We start from the raw sequence: 24,320 nt of genomic DNA, 5'->3' as shown, positions 1-24,320 counted from the left end.
CGCCGGAGCCCGCCTCGGCGCCGCTGACCGGCGAGATCGACGACGGGGCGGGGTTTGCGCCGCTCGCGCCGGTCGCCGCCAAGGTGGAGGACGCGGCGCGCGATCCCGGCGACGAGGACCCGGTCGACCGGCTGCGCGGCCTCATCGGTGAGCGCAAGGACGAGGCGGTCGAGATCCTGCGCAGCTGGCTCGACGATCCCGAGGAAGTCTCGTGACCGGGCTTGCCGCACTTCTCGAGGATTTCGCGCCTTATTGCCGACATCTGCCGGGCGGCGGGGCGCCTGCCGCGACGGTCACCGAGGCCGAGACCGAGGCCCGCGAGCGGGCCGCGTTCGAAGAGGGATACAAGGCCGGATGGGACGATGCGGTCGCGGCCGAGGCCGCCGAGGGCGGGCGGCTCTCGGAGGGGTTGGCGCAGACGCTTCTGGACCTGTCGTTCACCTATCACGAAGCCTACAGCCATATCCTGCGCGAGCTGGAGCCGCTCTTTACCGAGCTGGTCGATCACATCCTGCCCGAGGCGCTGCAGGAGAGCATCGGGCTGCACGTGGTCGAGACGCTTCAGGAGCGCGCCCGTGGTCTCGTGGAGTACGCGGTCGAGATCCGCGTCTCGGCCGAGGATCTGCTGCGCGTGCGGGATTTTGTCGGCCCCGAGACCGGGGTCGAGGCGACGGTGGCCTCGGATCCCCGGCTCGGACCGGGACAGGCGGAGATCCGGCTTGGATCGCGCCAGGACCGGGTCGATCTGAGCGCCCTTGCCGACGGCATCCGCGACGCGGTGGCCGCCTTTACCGATCAAGCCAGAAGGAGTGCCGAGAGTGGCTGACCCCCGGACCGAGACCGCGCCCAGAGCCGATACCAACCCGCTGACCTCGGTGCCGATCGAGATCACCGTCTCGGTGGGCCGCGCGCGCCCGCTGGTGCGCGACCTCCTGCAGCTCGACGCGGGCTCGGTGCTGCCGCTCGACAAGCGGCTCGAAGATCCGGTGGAGCTGTTCGTCGGCGACCGGCTGATCGCGCTCGGGGTGCTCGAAGTGCAGGACGAGGGCGAGAGGGGGCAGTTGGCGGTGCGGCTGACCGAGGTGACCGATCTCAAGGCGGCCGGGTGAGACCTGAACCAGCCGTGGGGTGCGACGGCCGAGCGGCGCGTGCCGCGACGGGTGTGGTGTTTTGGGCGGTCGCGCTGGCGCTTCTGGCGCTGGCGCTCTTCGCGGGACCGGCAGACGCGCAGCAGGTGACGCTTGATTTCGGCGGCGACAGCTCGCTGACCGCCACCAGCCTGTCGCTCATCGCGCTGATCACGGTGCTGAGCCTCGCGCCGGGGCTCGCGATCATGGTGACCTGCTTTCCTTTCATGGTGACGGTGCTGGCGATCCTGCGGCAGGCGGTGGGTCTCCAGCAATCGCCGCCGAGCATGCTGATCGTCAGCCTGGCGCTGTTTCTGACCTATTTCGTCATGGAGCCGGTCTTCACCCGCGCCTACGAGGACGGGATCGCGCCGCTTCTGGCCGAGGAGGTCGAGATCGAGGCCGCGCTTCCGGCCGCGCTGGAGCCGTTTCGCGGCTTCATGGCGGGCCGCGCCGATCCGGCGACCTATGCCGCGCTCGCCGATCTGCGCCCGGATGTCGACCCGGGCCTGGCGCCCGGCGCGCCGCTGTCGGTGCTGATCCCGTCCTTCCTCTTGTCCGAGATCGCGCGGGCCTTCCAGGTGGGCTTCCTAATCTTCCTGCCGTTCCTCATCATCGACCTCGTCGTGGCGGCGGTTCTGATGTCGATGGGCATGATGATGGTGCCCCCGGCGATCGTGTCGCTGCCCTTCAAGCTGGCCTTCTTCGTCCTGGCCGATGGCTGGACGCTCCTCGCCGGGAGCCTCGTGCGGAGCTATTTCTAAAGGCAGGCCGCGTGAAATCGCGGCATGTGCCCAATTTTCGGGCATCGCGAGAACGCAAGCCCGGTCTCCACGGGGCACGCCCGGGTTGTTCTTTCCTTCAGCGCCCTATCCTCCTACCCAACGGGTTTACCGGATCAGAACGGAGGATTGCACGATGGCAAACCAGACCGAGATGACCGAAGACTACGATCTCTTCGTGATCGGCGGCGGCATCAACGGCTGCGGCATCGCACGGGACGCGAGCGGGCGCGGGCTGAAGGTGGGGCTGGCCGAGATGAACGATCTCGCCTCGGCGACCTCGTCGGCCTCGACCAAGCTCTTCCATGGCGGGCTGCGCTACCTGGAATATTTCGAAGTGCGCCTCGTGCGCGAAAGCCTGATCGAGCGCGAGACCCTGATGCGGGCGATGCCGCATATCTCGTGGCCGATGCGCTTCGTGCTGCCCTATCACAAGGACATGCGCTTCGAGAACTCGACGCCGACCTCGAAGCTTCTCAACACGATCATGCCCTGGATGAAGGGCCGCCGCCCGGCCTGGCTGATCCGGCTGGGGCTATTCATGTACGACAATCTCGGCGGGCGCGAGATCCTGCCCGGGACCGCGACGCTCGATCTGGGCGCGGCGCCCGAGGGCGGTCCGCTCAAGTCGAAATTCGCCAAGGCCTACGAGTATTCCGATTGTTGGGTGCAGGATTCGCGCCTGGTCGTGCTCAACGCCCGCGATGCGGAAGCGCGCGGCGCCGACATCATGACCCGCACAAAGGTGCTCGCCGCCGAGCGCGTCGAGGATCATTGGGAAATCCAGATCGAGGATCGCGAAAGCGGCGCGGCGCGGACGGTCAGGGCGAAGATGCTGGTCAATGCCGGCGGTCCGTGGGTCGGCGACATCATCCGCACCAAGATCCGCTCGAACGCGCGCGAGGGCGTGCGGCTGGTGCGCGGCAGCCATATCGTGACCAAGAAGCTCTACGATCACGACAAGTGCTACTTCTTCCAGGGGACCGACGGGCGGATCATCTTCGCCATTCCCTACGAGCAGGATTACACCCTGATCGGCACCACCGACAGCGAGCAGGAGGACCCCGACAAGCGGCCCGAATGCACGCCCGAGGAGCGCGATTACCTCTGCCGCTTCGCGTCCGAGTATTTCGAGACGCCGGTCACCGCCGAGGATGTCGTCTGGACCTATTCCGGCGTACGCCCGCTCTATGACGACGGCGCCAAGAGCGCGACGGCGGCGACGCGGGACTACACGCTCAAGGTCGATGACAGCGGCGGCGCGCCGGTCCTGAACATCTTCGGCGGCAAGATCACCACCTACCGGCGCCTGGCCGAGCACGCGATGGAGAAGATCGTGCCGTTCTTCCCCGGCACTTCGGGGGCCTGGACCGCGGGCGTGACGCTGCCCGGCGGCGATTTCAAGGTGCAGGAGACCAAGGGGCAGATCGACCGGCTCGCCGCCGATTACCCGTTCCTCGGCAGCAAATGGGCGCAGCGTCTGATCCGCCACTACGGCACCGAGGCGCGTGATCTTCTGGGCACGGCCAAGAGCGCCGAGGATCTGGGCCGCGATTTCGGCGGCACCCTGACCGAGGCCGAGGTGCGGTTCCTGATGGAGCGCGAATATGCCCGCGAGTCGCAGGACGTGGTCTGGCGCCGCACCAAGCTCGGGCTCCGGATGACCGAGGAGCAGATCGCGGCGCTCGACACCTGGATGGGCGAGGCGCGCAAAGAGGCTCTGGCCACCGCCGCGCAGTAGGTCCAGTCTGCGGCCAACGAGAAGACGAAAAGGGGGGAGAGGATGACCCACGTTCTGGCCATCGACCAGGGCACCACGTCCAGCCGTGCGATCCTGTTCGACGAGGCGCTCCGGATCACCGCGACCGCGCAAGAGGAGTTCACCCAGCATTATCCCGATTCCGGCTGGGTCGAGCATGATGCGGGTGACCTGTGGTCCACGACCGCGGGCACCTGCCGCCAGGTGATCGAGCGCGCGGGCATCGACGCCAAGGACATTGCCGCCATCGGCATCACCAACCAGCGCGAAACCGTGGTGGTCTGGGACGCCAAGACCGGGCAGGCGGTGCATCGCGCCATCGTCTGGCAGGACCGGCGGACCTCGGCGCTCTGCCAGGAACTCAAGGCGGCCGGGCACGAGGACATGGTGACCGAGCGCACGGGGCTGCTGCTCGATCCGTATTTCTCGGCCACGAAGCTCAAATGGATCCTCGACGAGGTCGATCCCGACCGGAGCCGCGCAAAGGCCGGGGAGATCCTTTTCGGCACGGTGGACAGCTTTCTGATCTGGAAGCTCACCGGCGGCAAGAGCCATGTGACCGACGCCACGAACGCCGCGCGCACGCTGCTTTACGACATCCGCAAGGGGCGCTGGTCGACGACGATCTGCAAGCTTCTCGACATTCCGCCCGAGATGCTGCCCGAGGTGCGCGACTGCGCCACCGAGTTCGGCGTGACCCGGCCCGATCTCTTCGGCCGCGAGCTCCCGATCCTCGGCGTCGCGGGCGACCAGCAGGCGGCCACGATTGGGCAGGCCTGCTTCAAGCCGGGCATGCTGAAATCGACCTACGGCACCGGCTGTTTCGCGCTTCTGAACACCGGCGAGCAGCCGGTCGCGTCGAAGAACCGGCTTCTGACGACCATCGCCTACCAGCTCGACGGCACGCCGACCTATGCGCTCGAAGGCTCGATCTTCATCGCGGGCGCGGTGGTGCAATGGCTGCGCGACGGTCTCAAGATCATCCGCGACGCCAAGGAGACCCAGCCCTTGGCCGAGGCCGCCGACGACAACCAGAACGTGGTGCTGGTCCCGGCCTTCGTGGGGCTCGGCGCGCCTTATTGGAACGCCGAATGCCGCGGCGCGATCTTCGGCCTGACCCGCGGCTCGGGGCCCGAGGAGTTCGCGCGTGCCGCGCTCCAGTCGGTCGGCTACCAGACCCGCGATCTTCTGGAAGCGATGCGCGACGACTGGTCCGACGATGGCGGCGGCACGCTCCGGGTCGATGGCGGCATGAGCGCCTCGGACTGGGCGATGCAGTTCCTCTCGGACATCATCGGCGCCCCGGTGGACCGGCCCGCGGTCCTCGAGACGACGGCGATGGGCGCGGCCTGGCTCGCGGGCATGAAGGCCGGGGTTTACCCGGACATGGAGGGGTTTGCCGAGATGTGGAAGGTCGACCGCACCTTCGAGCCGGCGATGGACGAGGAGACCCGCGCGGTGAAATACGCCGCCTGGGGCCGCGCCGTCAAAGCCGCGCAGGCCTTCTGATGTCCGGCCCGACACTCCGGCGCGTCCTGACCGACGCGGGCCAGCCCTCGGACCTGATCTTCCTGCTCGAGGACATCGCCTCGGCCTGCCGCGCGGTGGCCTACGAGGTCCGCAACGGCCCCCTGAAGGGCAATCTCGGGCTTGCGGGCTCCGAGAACGTGCAGGGCGAGGATCAGAAACCGCTCGACATCATCGCCAACGACATCTTCGTGGCGACCTGCACCAACTCGCCCCGGCTCGCGGCGCTGGTCTCCGAAGAGATCGAAGAGGTGGTCTGGCTGAAAGAGCCGAAAGAGGGCGATTACCTCCTGTTCTTCGACCCGCTCGACGGCTCGTCCAATCTCGACACCAATCTCTCGGTCGGCACGATCTTCTCGATCATGAAAGTGGCCGAGGATGGAGACCGCACGGTTTTAAAGCCCGGGCGCGAGCAGGTTGTCGCGGGCTACGCGCTCTACGGGCCCGCGACGATGCTGGTCCTGGCGGCGGGGCAGGGGGTGCAGGGCTTCACGCTGCACCAGGGCTCGGGCATCTTCCGGCTGACCCAGCCGCGGATGACCATCCCCGAGGAGACCTCGGAGTTCGCGATCAACGCCTCGCGCCACCGTCACTGGGACGCGCCGATCAAGCGCTATTACGACGAGGTCACCGCCGGGCGCGACGGCCCGCGCGGGCGCGATTTTAACATGCGCTGGGTGGCCTCGATGGTCGCCGAGATGCACCGCATCCTGATGCGCGGCGGCGTGTTCCTCTACCCGCTCGACGACCGCAACCGCGACAAGGGCGGACGGCTCCGGCTCCTCTACGAGGTCGCGCCGATGGCGATGATCGTCGAGGCGGCGGGCGGCGGCGCCACCACCGGCACCGAGCGGATCCTCGATCTGGTGCCGACCGAGCCGCATCAGCGCATCGCGACCGTGCTCGGCTCGAAATCCGAGGTCGACCACATCGCCGCCCTCCATCGCTGACGACAAAGGCGCGCCGGTGTCCCCGGCGCGCCTCTCTTAGCGTTTCTTCTTTTTCCAAATACGCAAGCCACGCTTGCCCGGGGGCGCTCAGCCCAGGACGGCAGCGACCGCCTTGGCCATCTTGCCCGCGACCTCGTCGGCCTCGGCCTCGGTCAGGCAGAAGGGCGGGGCGAAGCCGATGATGTCGCCCTGCGGCATGGCGCGCGCGATCACGCCTTCCTTCAGGAGCGCCGCGGCGACCGAGGGGCCGACCTTTTCGGAGGCGTCGAAGAAGGTGCGGGTGTCGCGGTCCTTGACCATCTCGACCGCGCAGAGCAGCCCCTCGCCGCGCACCTCGCCGACATGGGCGTGGCCGCCCACCGCGTCCTCGAGCGCGCGCTTGAGGTAGCCGCCGACCTTGCCGGCATTGGCGACCATCCCGAGATCGTCGATCAGCTTCAGGTTGGCGACGCCCGCCGCCGCCCCGATCGGGTGCGCCGAATAGGTCCAGCCATGGCCGATCGGGCCGTTCTCGTCGGTGCCCTGCTCCAGGACGGTCCACATCTTTTCGGACACGATCGAGCCCGAAAGCGGCGCGTAGGCCGAGGTCAGGCCCTTGGCGATGGTGATGAGGTCGGGCTTCAGGCCGTAATGCTCGGAGCCGAACATGGTACCGAGCCGTCCGAAGCCGGTCACCACCTCGTCGGCGATGAGCAGGATGTCGTGCTTGTCGAGCACCTTCTGGATCGCCTCCCAGTAGCCCGCGGGCGGCGGCACGAGGCCTCCGGTCCCGAGCGCGGGCTCACCGATGAAGGCGGCGATGGTGTCGGCGCCCTCTTCCTCGATCAGCGCTTCCAGTTCGGCGGCGCAATGGGCGGTGAAATCTGCCTCGCTCATCGACAGGTCGGGGCGGCGGTAGTAGTAGGGCGCCTCGGTATGGATCACCTGGCTCAGCGGCAGGTCGAACTTCTTGTGGAAGAGCTCGAGCCCGGTCAGCGACCCGGTCATCAGGCCAGAGCCGTGATAGCCGCGCCAGCGCGAGATGATCTTCTTCTTCTCGGGACGGCCGAGGATGTTGTTGTAGTACCAGACGAGCTTGATGTTGGTCTCGTTCGCATCCGACCCCGAGAGGCCGAAATAGACCTTGGACATGTGCTCGGGCGCGCGGTCGAGGATCATCTTCGCGAGCGTGATCGAGGCCTCGGTGCCGTGACCGACATAGGAGTGGTAATAGGCCAGCTCCTTGGCCTGCTTGGCGATGGCTTCGGCGATCTCCTGGCGGCCGTAGCCCACGTTCACGCAGTAAAGCCCGGCGAAAGCGTCGAGCAGGCGGTTGCCTTCGCGGTCCTCGATGTGACAGCCGGAGCCGCCGGTGACGACGCGGTTGGGGAGGTTGCCGCGGGCGAACTCGGCGAGATGGGTCGAGGGGTGGAAGAAGTTCTCCCGGTCCCAGGTTTCGAGCATGTCGTTCTTCAGCATCGTGTCGTCCTTTCTTGGTCTTGCAAGGCGCGCCCCGCCGCGATCTGCGGGCGGGGGCGCCGGTCTCTCTTGTCAGCCCCAGTCGCGGCAGACGTACTTGATCTCGGTGAAGGCTTCGAGCCCCTGGCGGGCGCCTTCGCGTCCCAGGCCCGATTGCTTCATCCCGCCGAAGGGGATCGGCGCGCCGGTCACCTTGGTGCGGTTCACCGCCACCATGCCGAACTGCAGCGCGCGGCTCAGCCGGTAGATGCGGCGCGGGTCCTGGCTGTGGAGATAGGCGACGAGGCCATACTCGGTGTCGTTGGCGCGGGCCACGACCTCGTCCTCGCTGTCGAAGGGCAGGATCGCGGCGACCGGCCCGAAGGTTTCCTCGCCGAGGATCAGCGCGTCGGCGGGCACGTCGGCCAGCACGGTCGGCTCGTAGAAGAGCGGCCCGAGCGCGTGGCGCTTGCCGCCGGTGAGGAGGCGTGCGCCCTTGGCCAGCGCGTCGGCGACGTGCTCTTCCTGCTTGGCGACGGCCTTTTCGTTCATCAGCGGGCCGATATCGGGATCGTCCATGCCGGTGCCCAAGCTCAGCGCGCGGGTCGCTTCGGTGAATTTGGCGACGAAGGCGTCGTAGACCGGGCGCTCGACGAAGATCCGATTCGCGCCGAGGCAGTCCTGCCCGGAGGTCGCGAACTTGGCCTTGATGGTCTCGGCCACGGCGCGGTCGAGATCGGCCTCGCCGAAGACGATGACCGGCGCGTGACCGCCGAGCTCCATGACCAGCCGCTTCACGGTGCCCGCCGACTGCCGGTAGAGCAGCTTGCCGACCTCGGTCGAGCCGGTGAAGGACAGGACGCGGACGCGCGCGTCGTCGGTCCAGGGGGCGACGATCTCGGGCGCCTCTCCGGTGACGACGTTGAAGACGCCCTTCGGGAAGCCCGCGCGGTCGGCCAACTCGGCGAGCGCGAGCGCCGAGAACGGCGTCTCCTTCGAGGGATGCGCGACGATGGTGCAGCCCGCGGCCAGCGCCGCGGCGGCCTTGCGGGTCAGCATGGCGCAGGGGAAGTTCCAGGGCGTGATCAGCGCGGCGACGCCCACCGGCTCGCGCCAGAGCTCGACCTCGGCATCGGGGAGATGCGAAGTGACGCCCTCGATGTTCGGGCGGCGGGTTTCCTCGGCGTAGAACTCGACGAAATCGGCGGCATAGGAGATCTCTCCGCGCGCTTCCGAGATCGGCTTGCCCTGCTCGTGAACCATGAGCCGCGCGAGGTCCTCGCGGTGCTCGAGCATCAGCGCGTGCCAGCGGCGCAGAAGCGCGGCGCGCTCCTGCGGCAGGGTCGCGGCCCAGCCGGTGAAGGCGGCCTGGGCGGCATCGACGGCGCTCCGGGCCTCGTCGCCCGAGAGCGCGGCGACCTCGCCCAGCCAGGTGCCGTCGGCGGGATCGGTGACGGCGATGGCGCGGCCGGAGGCGGCGGAGGTCCATTTGCCGTCGATATAGGAAAAGCTGCGTGCGAGCCGCGGATCGGCAAGCTCGGCCAGCGGGGACTTCGGAAAGCTGCGGTGCACGGTCATGGGCGCAAACCTCGATTGAGTGGGGTGGATATCCGCACTCTAGGCCGGCCCGGGCGGTGAAAGAGACCAAAGCTCTGCCCTGGCAGAGAGAATCCTGCTGTCTGCGCGTGTCCGGCCAGAGGAATCCTCTGGCGGGCCTCTCAGTGCTCTTCGAGAAGGCCGAGCGGCAGGCCGAAGGAGGATTTCACCGGCTTCGTGACGATGTAGGTGTAATAGCGCGCGAGCCCGATCTTGGCGTCGAGAAGCGCGTCGATCAGGCGCTGGTAGGCGTCGATGTCGCGGGTCACGACCTGCATCAGGTAGTCGAACCCGCCGCCCAGCGCCCAGACCCAGGTGATCTCGTCATAGCGCTGCACGGCGCGCTCGAAGATCTGGAAATCGCCGGATTTGTGGCTGCCGAGCTCGACGGCGACGAAGACGGTTACATGCGGGCCAAAGGCCTTGAGCCCGATGCGCGCGCCGTAGCCTTCGATGACGCCGCCCTGTTCGAGCTTCTTCAGGCGCTCCCAGGCGGGGGTGGGCGAGAGGCCCACGCGCTCCGCGAGCTCGGTCTTGGTGATCCGGCCCTCGGCCGAGAGGACCGAGAGGATCTGGAGATCGCGCGCGTCGAGCCTCACGTGCGCACTACGGTGCCGGTATCGCCCAGCCGCCCCGCGACGAAGCTGGCGATGGCGGTGTCCTGCGCGCCGGTGCCGGTCAGGTCGCAGATGGTGGTGTCGGCGGGCGAGCGGCGTCCCGGGGCACCGGCGATGATCTGGCCGAGCTCGACCGGGGCCTCGGGGGCGATGCGACCGTCGAGCGCGGCGCGCAACTCGCCCAAGGCCGCGCATTGCGAGACGCGGTCGGCGACATAGAGATCGGCGGCAGAGAGGCAGCCGGGCGCCAGTTCGCACTTGCCCTCCTGGTCCGAGCCCATCGCGGTGATGTGCAGCTCGGGATGCAGCCAGCCGGGCTCGATCAGGGGCGTGCGCGACGGCGTGGTGGTCACGACGAGCTGCGAGCGGGCGACGAGGGTTTCGCGGTCGGTGCAGAGCTCGGCCTCGACGCCGGTGGCCTCGGCGATGTCGGAGGCACAGGCGGCGGCCTTTTCCAGATCGCGGCCCCAGACGAGCACGCGCTCGAAGGGGCGCACGAGCCGCGCGGCCTCAATCTGGAGCCGGGCCTGAACGCCGGTGCCGATGACGCCCGCGGTGGTGACGGTCTCGGGCGCGAGCCAGCGGGCCGCGACCGCGCCCGCGGCGGCGGTGCGCAGGTCGGTGAGATAGCCGTTGTCGAGGAACACGCACTCGACGAGGCCGGTCTTGGCGGAGAAGAGGATCATCAGCCCGTTCAGCGACGTCAGGCCGAGCTTGGGATTGTCGAAGAAGCCGGGCGAGACCTTGATCGCGAAGCCGTCGAGGCCGGGGATGTAGGCGGTCTTCACGTCGACCTCGCCATGCGCCTCTTCCAGCGCCATCGACAGGATCGGCGGCATCACGACGGTGCCGCCCGCCAGCGCGCGGAAGGCGGCCTCGATCTCGTCGACGATGGCGAGGTCGAGCGTCACCACGCGGCGCAGCTCGGCCTCGGTCACGATGCGGATGTCATGGCTCATAGGGGCCTCCGTCGATGGATCGGTCGCCGACCGTCACGCTCTGCCCTGCCACGATCCGGGCGATCTGGTCCATATCGGCGTTGCGCCCGGTCAGGATCGTGGCGGCGGGGCCATCGAGCGCGACCTTGCCCGCGAGAAGGGCGGCGATGCCGACAGCGGCGCCGCCCTCGGCGACGAGGCGTTCGTCGTGGAAGGCGGACTGGATGCCGCGGTAGATCTCGTCCTCGGTCAGGAGCACGACCTCGTCGAGAAGATCGCGGCAGAGCGCGAAGCTGTGGCGGTTCGTGGCACCGATGCCGCCGCCGAGGCTATCGGCGAGGCTCGCGACCTCCTCGACCGGGACGGGGTGTCCGGCCCTGAGGCTCTCGTCCATCGCCGCGCCGCGATCCATGCTGATGCCGATGACGCGGATATCGGGGGCGAGCGTCTTGGCCGCCAGCGCGACCCCGGCGGCAAGACCGCCGCCCGAGAGCGGCACGAGGAGCGTGGTCAGGTCGGGGACCGCTTCGAGCATCTCGAGACCGATCGTGCCCTGGCCCGCGATGATGTCGGGATGGTCAAAGGGCGGGATCTCGGCGAGACCCTCTTCGGCGACGAGGCGGTCGACCTCGGCCTGGGCGTCGTCCTGGCTGCGACCGATGGTGCGGATCTCGGCGCCGAGCGCGCGGATGCCTTCGACCTTGGCCCGGGGCACGAGGGACGACAGGCAGACCACGGCGCGGAGACCGCGGGCCTTCGCCGCCCAGGCGACGGCGCGGCCGTGATTGCCGGTCGAGGCACAGGTGACGCCCTGGGCGTCGGGGCCGAGACGGGAGATGGCGTTCATCGCGCCGCGCAGCTTGAAGGCGCCGGTCGGCTGGCAGAGTTCGAGCTTGTGCCAGACCGGGTGCCCGAGGCGCGCCTGAAGCGCGGTCGAGGGGACCATCGGCGTGCCGAGCGCGGTGCCCGCGAGCCGGGCGCGGGCGGCAAGGATATCGGTGAAGCGGATCTGCATCGCCGCGACTATAGGGTCAGGACCGTCGGGATTGGAACCGGGGCTAGCGCGGAGGGGCGATCTCGACCGAGGTGATCTGCCGATAGGGGCGGTCGGGCGTGTGGAAGACCGGCGGGAAGCTCGGCTGGTTGGGCGCGTCGGGGAAGCCCTGTGCCTCGAGGCAGAGACCGGCGAAGGTCTGATGCGGCGCGCTGTCGTTCGGGGTGCCGGTCGGGCCGAGGCCATTGGAGGAATAGACCTGCAGGCCCGGCTGGTCGGTCCGGAGCCGGAGCGTGGTGCCATCGGGGGCGGTCAGTTCCGCCGCCGGGCCGTCGCCCGGGTCGAGCGCGATATTGTGGTCCCAGCCCTCGGGCGCGTCGAGCGGGCGTGCGCTGCGGAAGTCGAAGCGGGTGCCCTCGACCGGGGCGATCTCGCCCGTGGGGATCTGGGCGGCGTCGATGGGCGTGTAGCGGCTGGCGCGGAGGCGCAGGCGGTGGGCGCGGATGTCGCCTGCTCCGGCGAGGTTGAAATAGAGATGCTGGGCGAGGTTGATCGGGGTCTCGCGGTCAGGCCGGGCCTCCATGTCCCAGGTGAGCCTGCCGCCGTCGAGGGTGAGGGTCACGGCGATCTCGACCCGGCCCGGAAAGCCGTTCTCCCCGTCCTCCGACACGATCCCGAGCCGCGCGCGGCGGGGTCCGTCCGGGTCGAGCGTCCAGAGCCGGTGCGAGATCGCGTCCGGCCCGCCATGCAGCATGTTCGCGCCCTCGTTGGGGGTGAGGGTGACGGTCTCGCCGCCGCGCGTATAACGCGCGCCGCCGATGCGGTTGGCGACGCGGCCGACGATGGTGCCGAGATAGCCGGGATTGTGGCGGTAGCTCTCGGGGTCGCGGAAGCCCAGGACGCAGGCGCGGTCGCCCAGGCGCCAGTCCTGAACGGCGGCGCCGAGCGCGAGGAGGGTGATGCGTGTGTCGCCGTCCTCGAGGACGTGGCGGGGAATGTCGGACATGGGGCCTCGCTTTCGGGTGGCAGGGTGGCGCGGCGGCGTCCGCTGTCAATGCCGGATCGGCGGGCCCGGGATAGAGGCGCGCAACTCTGCGCTGTTGCCGGACGGCGGGCAGGCGTAGCGTCCGGCGCATGGAGCCCTTTGATTCGCGATTGTCCTGGATGCGCCTGGCCGTCACGCTCGCCATCGCGGTGACGGGCAATGTCGGCATGTGGTCGGTGATCGCCGTCCTGCCGGAGGTCGCTCAGGAGTTCGGTGCCAGCCGGTCGCTCGCCTCGCTGCCCTACACGCTGACCATGCTGGGCTTCGCGCTGGGCAATCTGGTGATCGGCGGCTGGGTCGACCGGTTCGGCATCAGCCGGGTGCTGGCGCTGTCGGGCGCGACGCTCTCGCTCGCCTATTGGGGCGCGGCCCAGGCCGGGTCGATCTGGGCGCTGGCGGCGGTGCAGTTCGTCATCGGCTTCGCGACATCGGCGAGCTTCGGTCCCCTGGTGGCGGACCTGTCGCTCTGGTTCTTGAGGCGGCGCGGCATCGCGGTCGCGATCGCGGCATCCGGCAATTACCTCGCCGGTGCGATCTGGCCGGTGGCGCTGGGCTATCTCAATCCCGAAAGCTCCTGGCGCTGGGACTATGCCACGCTCGGAGTGGCCACGCTCTTGGTGGTGGTGCCGCTCTCGACGCTCTTGCGCGCGCGGGTGCCGGACGAGGCGCTGGCGGCGGCCGAGACAGCGCGGGCGGCGCGGGCGCGCTCGACAGGGTTCACGCCGCGGCAGCTCATGTGGCTTCTCGGGATCGCGGGGATCGGCTGCTGCGTGGCGATGTCGATGCCGCAGGTCCATATCGTCGCGCTCTGCGTTGACCTGGGCTACGGGCCGGTCGCGGGTGCCGAGATGCTGTCGGTGATGCTTCTGGGCGGCGTGGTGTCGCGCATCCTGTCGGGGATGATCGCGGATGTGCTGGGCGGGCTCCGGACGCTGCTTCTGGGATCGGTGCTGCAGATGCTGGCGCTCTTTCTCTACCTGCCCGCGCAGGGGCTGACCTCGCTCTATCTGGTGAGCCTCGTCTTCGGGCTGGCGCAGGGCGGGATCATCCCGTCCTACGCGGTGATCGTGCGCGAATACCTGCCCGCGCGCGAGGCCGGGCGGCGGGTCGGGTTCGTGATCATGATGACCATCCTCGGCATGGCGCTGGGCGGCTGGATGTCGGGCTGGATCTACGATGTCTCGGGGAGCTACGCGCTGGCGTTCTGGAACGGGATCGCCTTCAACGCGCTCAACATCGCGGTGATGCTGACGATCCTGACGCGGTCGCGCCGCGCGGGCGGACCGCTTCCGGCCTAATCCCCCGCGAGGTGACGCTCGCCCCGGGCGCGGGCCAGCGCGATCTGCTTCTGGCGCTCGCGGAACCGCGCCTTGTCGGTATCGCTGGTCTCGTGGGCGCAGAGATGGCAGGCGACGCCTTCCTCGTACTCGGGACGGGCGCGATCCTCGGGCAGGAGCGGGCGGCGGCAGGCGTGGCAGAGCAGATGCGGGCCTTCCTCCAGCCCGTGCCCCACCGAGACGCGGCCGTCGAAGACGAAGCAGGAGCCGTGCCAGAGGCTGTCCTCGGCGGGCACCTCTTCGAGATATTTCAGGATGCCGCCATCGAGGTGATAGACGTCCTCGACCCCCTGGCTCATCAGGTAGTTCGTCGATTTCTCGCAGCGGATGCCGCCGGTGCAGAACATCGCGATGCGCTTGTTGCGGAAGCGCTCGCGATTGGCCTCCCACCAGGCGGGGAAGTCGCGGAAGCTCTGGGTTTCGGGGTTCACCGCGCCGTCGAAGCTGCCGATGGCGACCTCGTAATCGTTGCGCGTGTCGATCACCGCGACATCGGGGGCCGAGATCAGCGCGTTCCAGTCGGCGGGTTTGACGTAATGTCCGGTCCCCGCAAGAGGATCGACGCCCGGCTGGCCCATCGTGACGATCTCGCGCTTCAGCCGGACCTTGAGGCGGGCGAAGGGGCGCTCTTCGGCGGTCGAGACCTTGGGCTCGAGATCGGCGCAGCCCGGAAGGGCGCGGATATGGGCGAGAAGCGCGTCGATCCCGGGCTGAGATCCGGCGACGGTGCCGTTGATGCCTTCGCGCGCCAGCAGGAGCGTGCCGGTGACGCCGCCCGCGCGCGCGACCTCTTCCAGCCCGGGCTTCAAGGCGGCGGGATCGGGGAAGGGCGTGAAGCGGTAGAGCGCGGCGACGGTGAACATGATGCGCGCATCTACGCCCCCTCTGGTGGCCGATCAAGAGCCGGGCCTTGCCATCCGGCGCGCCAGCCGTCACGGTCCGGGGCAGTCGACATCCGTCCGGGGGGACATATGCAGGCGCTGCTCGTCATCGACATCCAGAAGGATTTCTGTCCCGGCGGCGCGCTTGCGGTCGCAGGCGGGGACGAGATCGTGGCGCCGGTGAACGCGCTGATGCAGAGCGCCGAGGCGGTGATCCTGACGCAGGACTGGCATCCGAGGGATCATTCGTCCTTCGCGTCGCAGCATGACGACAAGACGCCCTTCGAGACGGTGGAGATGCCTTATGGCACGCAGGTGCTCTGGCCCGATCATTGCGTGATCGGCAGCGACGGGGCGGCGTTCCATCCGGGTCTTGAGGTCGACCGGGCGGAACTGGTCATCCGCAAGGGCTTCCGCCGCGGGATCGACAGCTACTCGGCGTTTTTCGAGAACGACCACGAGACGCCCACCGGGCTCGACGGCTACCTGAGGAGCCGCGGGATCGACACGCTGACGCTTGTCGGGCTCGCCACCGATTTCTGCGTCGGGTTCTCGGCGCTCGATGCCGCCCGGCTGGGCTACCGGGTCACGGTGCGGCGCGATCTCTGCCGGGCGATCGACCTCGACGGGTCGCTGGCCGCCGCCGAAGCGCAGATGCGGGACGCGGGCGTCACCCTCGAGGGCTGAGCGATCTTGCCGATTTCTTAAGCTTTCCGCGCCTAATCTCCGGCCAGCTGCCCTTCTGGCCGGGGACCGATGCCGTTCAGTTCTTTTAAAGTCAACGAGTCGCCCGAGTCGTTTCGACGGCGGCACAGCCCGGCGGGGCGGCTGGCGCGCTTTGCCGAATGGCGGCTGGCGACGATCCGCTCGCGCTCGGTGGTGACGATCGGCTGCGCGCTCGTTGAGGCGCTGCTGCACTCGGCGGTCTGGGGCGCTGTTATGATGGCGGTCATCCTGGTGGGCGAGGTCCTCGATGCCTTCGTGCTGCGCCGGGTGGTCCGCGCGCTGGCCGCAAGATCGGAGCCTTTGGGGCGGCTGCGGCTGAAGACGGTCCTCTCCGGCGCGCTTCAGGCGGGGTCTGTCGCGGCGGGCGGGGTGATCCTCTGGTTCGGCGATCCGGCCCCACCGGCGGCGTTCCTGGCGGTGGCCTTCCTGATCGGGGCGATCCTGAACGCGGGCGTCGCGGTCAACCATTGCCCGCTCCCGGCGCTCAGTCGGCTGGCAATCCTCTGCGGGACGCTCCTGGGCCTTTTCCTGCACTCTTTCGCCAGCGGTCACATCTCGGGGGATGTGCTGTTGGGCACGGCGCTCGCGACGGCGCTCCTGCTCTACTGGGTGGCGATCTTCGTGCGCAACATCTGGCGCAGCGAAAGCGTCAACATGCGCGCGGGCGAGGCCTACGTCAAAGGCTGCGAGGCGATGGCCGCGGCCCGGGCCGAGCTCGAGGCGCGGCAGGCGGCGCTGACGCTCTTGTCCGAGGTCGCCGAGCATATGCGCGACACGGTGATCATCTGCGACGCCGAGGGGACGGTGAGCTGGGTAAACCGGGCGTTCACCGCGACAACCGGGTTCACGGCCGAGGAGATCATCGGCCATCCCCCGGGCGAGGTCCTGAACGCCGAGGGAACGGACCTGGCGGTCGCGGCCTCGATCGGGCAGGCGATGCGCGAAGGGCGGCCCCTGCGCACGCGCATCCTGAATTCCAGCCGATCGGGGCGGGAGCTTTGGATGGAGGTCCAGACCAACCCGATCCTCGACGCGGACGGGCGGGTCCTCAGGACGATCTCGGTCGAGCGCGACGTGACCGAGGACCAGCGGCGCGCCGAGGAGCTTGCCGCCGCGCGCGAGGCGGCGGAACGCAGCGCGCAGTCGAAATCCGAGTTTCTCGCGACCATGAGCCACGAGATCCGCACGCCGATGAACGGGGTTGTCGGGATGGCCGATCTTCTCTGCGAGGCGGACCTGCCGGGCGATCTGGGGCTTTATGCCGAGACCATCCATCAATCGGCCGAGCTGCTCTTGCGGGTGATCAACGACGTGCTCGATCTCTCCAAGCTCGACGCCGATCAGATGAGCATCGCCGAGGTGGATTTCGATCTGCGCGCCGTGATCGAGGACGTGGCGCTGTTGCTGGAGCCGCAGGCGCGCTCCAAGGGGCTGCGGTTCGAGGTCGAGATGGCGCAGGACCTGCCCGGCGCGGTTTCGGGCGACGACGGGCGGCTACGGCAGATCCTCTTCAACCTCGTCGGCAACGCGATCAAGTTCACCTCCCGGGGTTCGGTCCGGATCGAAGTTGCGGCGCGCGGGCAGGCGGAGGACGCCACGCTCGAGGTCGCGGTCACGGATACCGGGATCGGCATCGCGCGGGAGAGCCGCGAGGCGATCTTCGAGAAATTCGGCCAGGCGGGACCGAGCGTGTCGCGGGAGTTCGGCGGAACCGGGCTCGGGCTGACGATCTCGCGGCTTCTGGCGCGGAAGATGGGCGGCGATGTCGAGCTCGATCTCCACCACGGACCGGGCGCGCGGTTCGTCCTGAGCCTGCCTCTCACGCCTGCGCGGGGCAACGAGGGTGCGGAGCGCGCGGAACCCGAGATCGAGGAGGACCGGCTCGCGCAGCTCGACGTGCTGGTGGCCGAGGACAACCGGACCAACCGCCTTCTGGTCGAGAAATACCTGCACGACCGGGTGGCGCATCTGCGCTTCGCGCAGGACGGCGCCGGGGCGCTCGCGCTGATCCGCGCGCGGGTCCCGGATGTGGTGCTGATGGACATGAGCATGCCGGTGATGGGCGGGCTCGAAGCGACGCGCGCGATCCGGGCAGGTCCGGGGCCGCAACCGGTGATCGTGGCGCTCACGGCCAATGCCTTTGCCGCGGATCGCGACGCCTGCCGCGCCGCCGGGATGGACGGGTTCCTGTCGAAACCGCTCCGCCGCGACGCGCTCCTGCGCGAGCTCTCGCGGCTTACCCCGCCCGCGCGGGTCGCATGTGCGCTTTGACTGGGGGGCGAAACTCTGTATGACCGGGGGCGCCCGATCCGCTTACAGGCCTGCGACCGTTGGATATTGCGACAAGAGTTTGGAATCACAAGTGGAAGATCGATCCGATCGTCCGCTCGCTGATCGACACGGATTTCTACAAGCTGCTGATGTGCCAGTCGGTGTTCCGCAACAAGCCGGACACCCAGGTCACCTTCTCGCTGATCAACCGCAGCGCCCATGTGCCGCTCGCCAAGCTGATCGACGAGGGCGAGCTGCGCGAACAGCTCGATCACATCCGTCACCTGTCGCTCAGCCGCGGCGAATCGACCTGGCTGCGGGGCAACACCTTCTACGGTCAGCGGCAGATGTTCCGCCCCGATTTCATGGAATGGTTCGAGGCGCTGCGGCTGCCGCCCTACCATCTCGAGCGGGTCGGCGATCAGTACGAGCTGACCTTCGAGGGCGCCTGGCCCGAGGTCATGCTCTGGGAGATCCCGGCGCTCGCGGTGCTGATGGAGCTGCGCGGGCGAGCGGTTCTGAACACGCTCGGCAAGTTCGAATTGCAGGTTCTCTATGCCCGTGCGATGACCAAGCTCTGGGAAAAGATCGGGCGGCTGCGCGAGATCGAGGATCTCCGGATCGCCGATTTCGGCACCCGGCGGCGGCACAGCTTCCTCTGGCAGGACTGGTGCGTGCAGGCGATGACCGAAGGGCTGGGCGACCGCTTCGTCGGCACGTCGAACTGCCTGATCGCCAAGAGCCGCGACCTGGAGGCGATAGGGACCAACGCGCATGAGCTGCCGATGGTCTATGCGGCGCTGGCCGATGACGACGAGAGCCTGGCGCGAGCGCCCTACGAGGTTCTGGCCGATTGGCACGAGGAGCATTCGGGCAATCTGCGGATCATCCTGCCCGACACCTACGGAACCGACGGGTTCCTGACGCGCGCGCCGGATTGGCTGGCGGGCTGGACCGGCATCCGCATCGATTCCGGCGATCCCGAAACGGGGGCGGAGATGGCGATCCGCTGGTGGAAGGAGCGCGGCGAGGATCCGCGCGAGAAGCTGATCATCTTCTCCGACGGACTCGACGTCGACAAGATCGAGGCGCTGCACGCGAAATTCTCGGGACGGGTACGGCTGTCCTTCGGCTGGGGCACGCTCCTGACCAACGATTTTCGCGGCCTGACCAAGGACGACCGGCTCGCGCCGTTCAGCCTTGTCTGCAAGGCGGTCGCGGCCGAGGGACGTCCGACGGTGAAGCTGTCGGACAACCCGGCCAAGGCGATGGGTCCGGCGGATCAGATCGCGCGCTACAAGCGGGTCTTCGACGTGGGCCCGCAGGTGGCGATGCCGGTCGAGGTCTGAGCGGGGGTCCCCACCGGCGCCGAAATCCGGACCGGATTTCGCGCGGATTTCGCATCGAAATCCGCCTCCGGGCTCAGCCGTAATAGCCTTTGTACCAGTCGACGAACGCGGCGATGCCGTCGCGCACCGAGGTCTCGGGGGCATAGCCGGTGAGAGAGCGCAGAAGCTCCGCATCGGCCCAGGTCGCGGGCACGTCGCCTTTCTGCATCTCCATCATGTTGCGCCGGGCCGTCACGCCGAGGGCGCGCTCGATCTCCTCGACGAAATCGAGAAGCCGTACGCTCGTGGAATTGCCGATATTGACCACGCGCCAGGGCGCGGCGGGGGAGAGCGTGTCGCCCTCGACGGGCGGCGCATCGAGATCGGGCACCGCGTCGATCAGAAGCCGGATCGCGCGGACGAGATCGGCGACATAGGTGAAGTCGCGGAACATGTCGCCATGATTGTAGATGTCGATCGGTTCGTCCGCCCGCATCGCGCGCACGAACTTGAAGAGCGCCATGTCGGGCCGCCCCCAGGGGCCATAGACGGTGAAGAAGCGGAACATCGTCGTGGGCAGCGCCCAGAGATGCGCATAGGCGTGGCTCATCGCCTCGTTGGCCTTCTTGGTCGCGGCGTAGAGCGTCAGCGGGTGGTCGGTGCGGTCGGTCTCGGCATAGGGCAGGTCGGTGTTGGCGCCGTAGACCGAGGAGGTCGAGGCCATCAGCAGATGCTCCACGGCCAGCTCGCGCGCCGCCTCCATCACGTTGAAGGTGCCGGTGAGATTGGCGTCGACATAGGCGCGCGGGTTTTCGAGCGAGTAGCGCACGCCGGCCTGCGCGGCGAGATGCACGATGACATTCGGCTCGGCGGCGCGGGCCGCCGCCATCACCGCCTCAGCATCCTCGAGCATCGTCTCGGTCGCGGTGAAGCCCGGCGATTGCAGGAGCATCTCGTGGCGCCGCCGCTTGAGCCTCACGTCGTAGTAATCGGTCATCCCGTCGAGCCCGTGCACCTGCCAGCCCTCGTCCAGCAGCAGGCGCGCCAGGTGATAGCCGATGAACCCGGCGCTGCCGGTGATGAACGCACGACGCATGGGCAAGCTCCCGTTCCCTCGCCTCCCTTCTGCCCCAGCCCGCCCCCGGCTGTCCACGGGGGCTGTCGGCGCGGCGGTTTGGCGCTTTTCAGCGCGGGCGGCGGCAGCTAAAGGGGAGCGCGGGGAGAAGGACGGAGACAATGAACCAGATCGCGCCGCAGCCGGGCATCATGGAGATCGCGCTTTACCAGGGCGGCAAGGCCTCGGTCGAGGGCGTGTCGAACGTGATCAAGCTCAGCTCGAACGAGAACCCCTTCGGTCCCTCGGAGGCCGCGCAGGAAGCCGTGCGCCGCGCCGCGCGCGAGATGCATCGTTATCCCTCCACCGATCATGCCGAGCTGCGCGCCGCCATCGCCGAGGTTCACGGGCTCGACGCCCGGCAGATCATCTGCGGCGTGGGATCGGACGAGATCATCCATTTCCTCTGTCAGGCCTATGCCGGTCCCGGCGACGAGGTGATCCACACAGAGCACGGCTTCGCGATGTATCGCATCTCGGCGCTGGCGGCGGGGGCGACCCCGGTCGAGGTGCCCGAGCAGGAGCGCGTGACCGATGTCGATGCGATCCTCGCGGCGGCGGGTCCGAAGACGAAGCTGGTCTTTCTCGCCAATCCCAACAACCCGACCGGCACGATGATCGGCCTCGCCGAGATCGAGCGTCTGGCCGAGGGGCTGCCGCCGCAGGCGATTCTGGTGCTCGACGGCGCCTATGCCGAGTATGTCGAGGGCTATGATGGCGGCGCGGCTCTGGCGGGGTCGCGGTCCAACGTGGTGATGACCCGCACCTTCTCGAAGCTCTACGGGCTGGGCGGCATGCGGGTCGGCTGGGGCTACGGCTCGCAAGAGATCATCGACGTGCTGAACCGCATCCGGGGGCCGTTCAACCTGTCGACCGTGGCCCTGGCCGCGGCCGAGGCGGCGATCCGCGACACGGCCTATGTCGAGCGCTGCCGGTCCGAGAACACGCGTCTGCGGAACTGGCTGGCCGAGGCGCTGGCCGAGCATGGCGTGCCGTCGGACGCCTCGACCGCGAATTTCGTGCTGGCGCGCTTCGGCTCGCCCGAGGAAGCCGCCGCCTGCGACGCGTTCCTGCAGTCCGAGGGGCTGATCGTGCGGCGTGTCGCGGGCTACAACCTGCCCGCCGCTCTGCGGATCACCGTCGGGGACGAGCCCTCCTGCCGCCGGGTGGCGCATGTGATCGGGCGGTTCAAGGCGGGCGAGCGATGAGCGACGGGCCGGTCTACGAACGGGTCGCGCTGATCGGCCTGGGGCTGATTGCCTCGTCGATGTTCTGGGCGATGAAGCGTGGAGGTGTCGCGGGTCACGTCAGCGGCTACGCCCGCTCCGAGGCCACGCGCGACACCGCACGGCGGATCGGGCTTTGCCACACGGTCTGCGACAGCATCGCCGAGGCGGTGGCGGACGCCGATCTCGTCGTGCTGGCGGTGCCGGTCGGCGCGATGGGCGCGGTCGCGGCCGAGATCGCGCCGCATCTGAAGCCGGGCGCGACGGTCACCGACGTGGGCTCGGTCAAGCGCACGGTGATCACCGAGGTCGGGCCGCACCTGCCCGAGACGGTGCATTTCATCGCCGGTCACCCGCTGGCCGGGACCGAGCATTCGGGGCCGGAATCGGGCTTCTCGACGCTCTTCGACAACCGGTTCACCCTGCTGGTGCCGGTCGAGGGCACCGATCCCGAGGCCGTCGCGCGGCTTCGGACCTTCTGGGAGCGGCTCGGGGCGCGGGTTGAGGAGATGGATGCGGAGCATCACGATCTCGTCCTCGCGGTGACATCGCACACGCCGCACCTGATCGCCTACACGATGGTGGGCGTGGCCGACGATCTCAGGCGCGTGACCGACAGCGAGGTCATCAAGTATTCCGCCGCGGGCTTCCGGGATTTCACCCGGATCGCCGCCTCCGATCCGACGATGTGGCGCGATGTCTTCCTGAACAACAAGGAAGCGACGCTCGAAATTCTCGGGCGGTTCACCGAGGAGCTGTTCGCGCTCCAGCGGGCGATCCGCACCGGCGATGGCGACATGCTGTTCGACTATTTCACCCGCACGCGCGCGATCCGGCGGGGCATTCTCGAGGCGGGTCAGGATATCGACGCCCCGGATTTCGGCCGCGCCAAGGTGGAGCGGTGAGGCGGCTCGGCCTCCTTCTCGCCTTGCTTGCGGCCTGGCCGGCCGAGGCCAGCCTGCGCCCGGTGGCGCGGCCCGATACGACCCCGGCCGTGGTCGATGTGACGCTCGGCTCGCGGCTCGGAGAGCGGCGGCCGGAGATGCGCCCGGAGATCTTCGAGGCGGCGCTCGCGGCCAAGATCGTCGCGCGGATGCAGCGGCTCGAGCCGGTGCCGCGGGACGAGCCGCTCGAGAGCTTTCCAGGCTTCGATGTCGATATCCGCGCCTTCGCCGATGCCACGCCCCAGGCGGTCCGCCTGACCCTGCGCCCGACGAAGCGCAGCGAGGCGCTGGTGCAGAAGGTGATGGCCAAGCGGCGCGAAACGATGCGCGGCGCGATCTGCGGCGACCCGGATATCCAGGGCGAGGCGGTGGGCTACGTGCCGGGGCGGCTCTCGGCCTGCGGGATCCAGGATGCGGTCAAGGTGCGCTCGGTCGCGGGCGTTCCGCTCAGCCAGGAGGCGCTGATCGACTGCACGACCGCCCGCGCGCTCAACCAGTGGGTCGCACGCGCGGTGAAGCCCGCGGTCGGCAATGCTGGCGGCGGGGTCAGCCAGATCAGGATCGCCGCGCATTACGCCTGCCGGACGCGCAACAACCAGCCGGGTGCGAAGATCTCGGAGCACGGCAAGGGCCGCGCCGTCGATATCTCGGCGATCCGGCTCAGGGACGGGACGATGCTGACGGTTCTGGGGGGCTACCGGACCCAGAACCAGGGGCCGATCCTGCAGAGGATGTACAAGGCGGCTTGCGGGATCTTCGGCACGACGCTCGGTCCCGATTCGGACCGATACCATCAGGATCACTTTCATTTCGACACAGCCCGCTACCGCTCGGGCAGCTATTGCGGGCGCTGAGCGCCGCGTCAGTCGGGCACGATGGTGCGGCCTTTCTCGGTCGCGGCGTCGAGCGCGGCCTCCACGTCCCTGGCGGTTCCGGACGCGCGGAGAACCTCCATCCCGGCGGCGGTGGTTCCGGCATAGTCGATCATCGCCTGGACCTGTTGGGCGGGGCTTGACCGGTCTTCGGAGAGAATCGTGCCCGCGGAGAGGAAGAGCTGGCGGGTGGCGGCAAGCGCCACGTCTTCGGGGATGCCCCGCGCCACGGCCCAGCCTGACAGACATTCGGCCCAGAACGCGACAAAGCCCGGCACCGGGCCGGTCATGGCGGTGAAGAGGTCGATCTGCGCTTCGTCCGTCAGTCGCGCAGTGAGGCCGCAGGGTGCGAAGAGTGCCTCGGCCAGCGCAAGGTCGATGTCGGTCGCGGACGGGCCGGGAACGAGCGGCGAGAAGGCAAGGCCGCGCGCGGCGGCGGGGCTCGACATCGCGCGGATCGTGGCGCGGGCGCGGGTGATCCGGGCGAGGCGGTCGAGCGTCAGGCCCGCGACGACCGAAATCACCAGTTTGCCGCTGGCGTCGAGGCTAAGGTCAGGGATCGCGGCAGGCGGAACCGAGAGCAGGATCACCTCTGCGCGGGCGGCGAGTTCGGCATTGTCGGCGGTGACCGCGACACCGGGCCAACCGGCGAGCGCAGGGGCCTGCCCGGAGCGGGCCGAGACGATCAGGCGCGCTTGCGGGTGGCCTGCGCTCAGGAGCGCGGTCGCGATGGCGCTGCCGAGCGCGCCCGCGCCGCCGACGATCCCGATGGTGGTGCTGTCGAGCGCCATGATGCCTATCCCCCGTCCGGTCCTGAGAAGACCCTAGGGAGCTGGCGCAGGTTTGGCG

22 protein-coding genes and 1 pseudogene are annotated in these 24,320 nt (G+C 68.8%); 14 read left to right on the top strand and 9 right to left on the bottom strand.

Features of this window, described 5'->3' with window-relative positions:
• From ACFQ4E_RS14020 to ACFQ4E_RS13990, 7 genes and pseudogenes are all read left to right on the top strand, one after another.
• A pseudogene (locus ACFQ4E_RS14020) lies at positions 1-215 on the top strand (flagellar basal-body MS-ring/collar protein FliF); the annotation flags it as partial.
• Complete coding sequence (locus ACFQ4E_RS14015) at positions 212-826, top strand: ABC transporter ATP-binding protein (protein ID WP_386804601.1); 615 nt, start codon at positions 212-214, stop codon at positions 824-826. The pseudogene ACFQ4E_RS14020 and the gene ACFQ4E_RS14015, both read left to right, overlap by 4 nt.
• Positions 819-1,109: a FliM/FliN family flagellar motor switch protein gene (locus ACFQ4E_RS14010; RefSeq protein WP_386804599.1), complete on the top strand. Its 291-nt coding sequence runs from the start codon at positions 819-821 to the stop codon at positions 1,107-1,109. Before ACFQ4E_RS14015 ends, ACFQ4E_RS14010 begins: the two co-directional genes overlap by 8 nt.
• 56 nt (positions 1,110-1,165) lie before the next feature.
• The gene (fliP, locus tag ACFQ4E_RS14005; protein ID WP_386804597.1) at positions 1,166-1,891 is read left to right on the top strand and encodes a flagellar type III secretion system pore protein FliP; all 726 of its coding nucleotides are present in this window, start codon (positions 1,166-1,168) and stop codon (positions 1,889-1,891) included.
• Positions 1,892-2,045: 154 nt separating this feature from the next.
• Positions 2,046-3,650: a glycerol-3-phosphate dehydrogenase gene (gene glpD, locus ACFQ4E_RS14000; RefSeq protein WP_386804595.1), complete on the top strand. Its 1,605-nt coding sequence runs from the start codon at positions 2,046-2,048 to the stop codon at positions 3,648-3,650.
• A 42-nt stretch (positions 3,651-3,692) separates the two neighbouring features.
• Positions 3,693-5,177, top strand: a complete 1,485-nt coding sequence (glpK, locus tag ACFQ4E_RS13995) for a glycerol kinase GlpK (RefSeq protein ID WP_386804593.1) — start codon at positions 3,693-3,695, stop codon at positions 5,175-5,177.
• Positions 5,177-6,145, top strand: coding sequence for a class 1 fructose-bisphosphatase (locus tag ACFQ4E_RS13990; protein WP_386804591.1), 969 nt, complete (start codon positions 5,177-5,179; stop codon positions 6,143-6,145). The genes glpK and ACFQ4E_RS13990 overlap by 1 nt, the downstream gene beginning before the upstream one ends.
• 87 nt (positions 6,146-6,232) lie before the next feature.
• Here the strand turns inward: ACFQ4E_RS13990 and ACFQ4E_RS13985 are convergent, their stop codons facing one another.
• From ACFQ4E_RS13985 to ACFQ4E_RS13960, 6 genes are all read right to left on the bottom strand, one after another.
• Positions 6,233-7,603 carry an aspartate aminotransferase family protein gene (locus tag ACFQ4E_RS13985; protein WP_386804589.1) on the bottom strand — a complete coding sequence of 457 codons (1,371 nt, stop codon included), beginning with the start codon at positions 7,601-7,603 and terminating at the stop codon, positions 6,233-6,235.
• Positions 7,604-7,675: 72 nt separating this feature from the next.
• Positions 7,676-9,160: an NAD-dependent succinate-semialdehyde dehydrogenase gene (locus tag ACFQ4E_RS13980; protein ID WP_386804587.1), complete on the bottom strand. Its 1,485-nt coding sequence runs from the start codon at positions 9,158-9,160 to the stop codon at positions 7,676-7,678.
• A gap of 140 nt (positions 9,161-9,300) precedes the next feature.
• Positions 9,301-9,777 carry an Lrp/AsnC family transcriptional regulator gene (locus ACFQ4E_RS13975; RefSeq protein WP_386804585.1) on the bottom strand — a complete coding sequence of 159 codons (477 nt, stop codon included), beginning with the start codon at positions 9,775-9,777 and terminating at the stop codon, positions 9,301-9,303.
• A complete protein-coding gene (locus ACFQ4E_RS13970) occupies positions 9,774-10,754 on the bottom strand; it encodes a cyclodeaminase (RefSeq protein WP_386804583.1) in 981 nt (326 codons plus the stop codon). Before ACFQ4E_RS13970 ends, ACFQ4E_RS13975 begins: the two co-directional genes overlap by 4 nt.
• On the bottom strand, positions 10,744-11,748 hold the full coding sequence (eutB, locus tag ACFQ4E_RS13965; RefSeq protein WP_386804581.1) for a hydroxyectoine utilization dehydratase EutB: 1,005 nt from the start codon (positions 11,746-11,748) through the stop codon (positions 10,744-10,746). The genes ACFQ4E_RS13970 and eutB overlap by 11 nt, the downstream gene beginning before the upstream one ends.
• A 43-nt stretch (positions 11,749-11,791) precedes the next feature.
• Complete coding sequence (locus tag ACFQ4E_RS13960) at positions 11,792-12,733, bottom strand: aldose epimerase family protein (RefSeq protein ID WP_386804579.1); 942 nt, start codon at positions 12,731-12,733, stop codon at positions 11,792-11,794.
• Between the two features lie 158 nt (positions 12,734-12,891).
• Between ACFQ4E_RS13960 and ACFQ4E_RS13955 the strand changes: the two genes are divergently transcribed.
• Positions 12,892-14,070 carry an MFS transporter gene (locus ACFQ4E_RS13955; RefSeq protein WP_386804577.1) on the top strand — a complete coding sequence of 393 codons (1,179 nt, stop codon included), beginning with the start codon at positions 12,892-12,894 and terminating at the stop codon, positions 14,068-14,070.
• Here the strand turns inward: ACFQ4E_RS13955 and trhO are convergent.
• The gene (gene trhO, locus ACFQ4E_RS13950; protein WP_386804575.1) at positions 14,067-14,972 is read right to left on the bottom strand and encodes an oxygen-dependent tRNA uridine(34) hydroxylase TrhO; all 906 of its coding nucleotides are present in this window, start codon (positions 14,970-14,972) and stop codon (positions 14,067-14,069) included. The genes ACFQ4E_RS13955 and trhO overlap by 4 nt on opposite strands.
• A 108-nt stretch (positions 14,973-15,080) precedes the next feature.
• Here trhO and pncA point away from each other — a divergent pair, with 108 nt between their 5' ends.
• The 3 genes from pncA (at position 15,081) to pncB (ending at position 19,336) form a co-directional block, all read left to right on the top strand.
• Positions 15,081-15,677 (top strand): bifunctional nicotinamidase/pyrazinamidase, encoded by a 597-nt coding sequence (gene pncA, locus ACFQ4E_RS13945; protein WP_386804573.1) that lies wholly within the window; start codon positions 15,081-15,083, stop codon positions 15,675-15,677.
• A 69-nt stretch (positions 15,678-15,746) separates the two neighbouring features.
• On the top strand, positions 15,747-17,987 hold the full coding sequence (locus tag ACFQ4E_RS13940; RefSeq protein ID WP_386804571.1) for a hybrid sensor histidine kinase/response regulator: 2,241 nt from the start codon (positions 15,747-15,749) through the stop codon (positions 17,985-17,987).
• 59 nt (positions 17,988-18,046) lie between these two features.
• Positions 18,047-19,336: a nicotinate phosphoribosyltransferase gene (gene pncB / locus ACFQ4E_RS13935; RefSeq protein WP_386804569.1), complete on the top strand. Its 1,290-nt coding sequence runs from the start codon at positions 18,047-18,049 to the stop codon at positions 19,334-19,336.
• 73 nt (positions 19,337-19,409) lie between these two features.
• Here pncB and ACFQ4E_RS13930 read toward each other — a convergent pair whose 3' ends face one another.
• Positions 19,410-20,411, bottom strand: coding sequence for an NAD-dependent epimerase/dehydratase family protein (locus tag ACFQ4E_RS13930; RefSeq protein WP_386804568.1), 1,002 nt, complete (start codon positions 20,409-20,411; stop codon positions 19,410-19,412).
• Between the two features lie 140 nt (positions 20,412-20,551).
• On the opposite strand from ACFQ4E_RS13930, the gene hisC reads away from it, so the two are divergent.
• The 3 genes from hisC to ACFQ4E_RS13915 are packed head-to-tail and all read left to right on the top strand — an operon-like array spanning position 20,552 to position 23,453.
• Positions 20,552-21,637, top strand: a complete 1,086-nt coding sequence (gene hisC, locus ACFQ4E_RS13925; protein ID WP_386804566.1) for a histidinol-phosphate transaminase — start codon at positions 20,552-20,554, stop codon at positions 21,635-21,637.
• Positions 21,634-22,560: a prephenate/arogenate dehydrogenase family protein gene (locus ACFQ4E_RS13920; RefSeq protein WP_386804564.1), complete on the top strand. Its 927-nt coding sequence runs from the start codon at positions 21,634-21,636 to the stop codon at positions 22,558-22,560. The genes hisC and ACFQ4E_RS13920 overlap by 4 nt, the downstream gene beginning before the upstream one ends.
• The gene (locus tag ACFQ4E_RS13915) at positions 22,557-23,453 is read left to right on the top strand and encodes an extensin family protein (protein WP_386804562.1); all 897 of its coding nucleotides are present in this window, start codon (positions 22,557-22,559) and stop codon (positions 23,451-23,453) included. Before ACFQ4E_RS13920 ends, ACFQ4E_RS13915 begins: the two co-directional genes overlap by 4 nt.
• 8 nt (positions 23,454-23,461) lie before the next feature.
• Here ACFQ4E_RS13915 and ACFQ4E_RS13910 read toward each other — a convergent pair whose 3' ends face one another.
• A complete protein-coding gene (locus ACFQ4E_RS13910; RefSeq protein WP_386804561.1) occupies positions 23,462-24,262 on the bottom strand; it encodes a pyrroline-5-carboxylate reductase family protein in 801 nt (266 codons plus the stop codon).
• Positions 24,263-24,320 lie beyond the last annotated feature (58 nt).

It is taken from the genome of Litorisediminicola beolgyonensis, assembly GCF_042679605.1.
Taxonomy (GTDB): Bacteria; Pseudomonadota; Alphaproteobacteria; order Rhodobacterales; family Rhodobacteraceae; genus Litorisediminicola; species Litorisediminicola beolgyonensis.
Note: the sequence above shows the minus strand (reverse complement) of the source record. Positions and strands in the feature narration are given on the sequence as shown.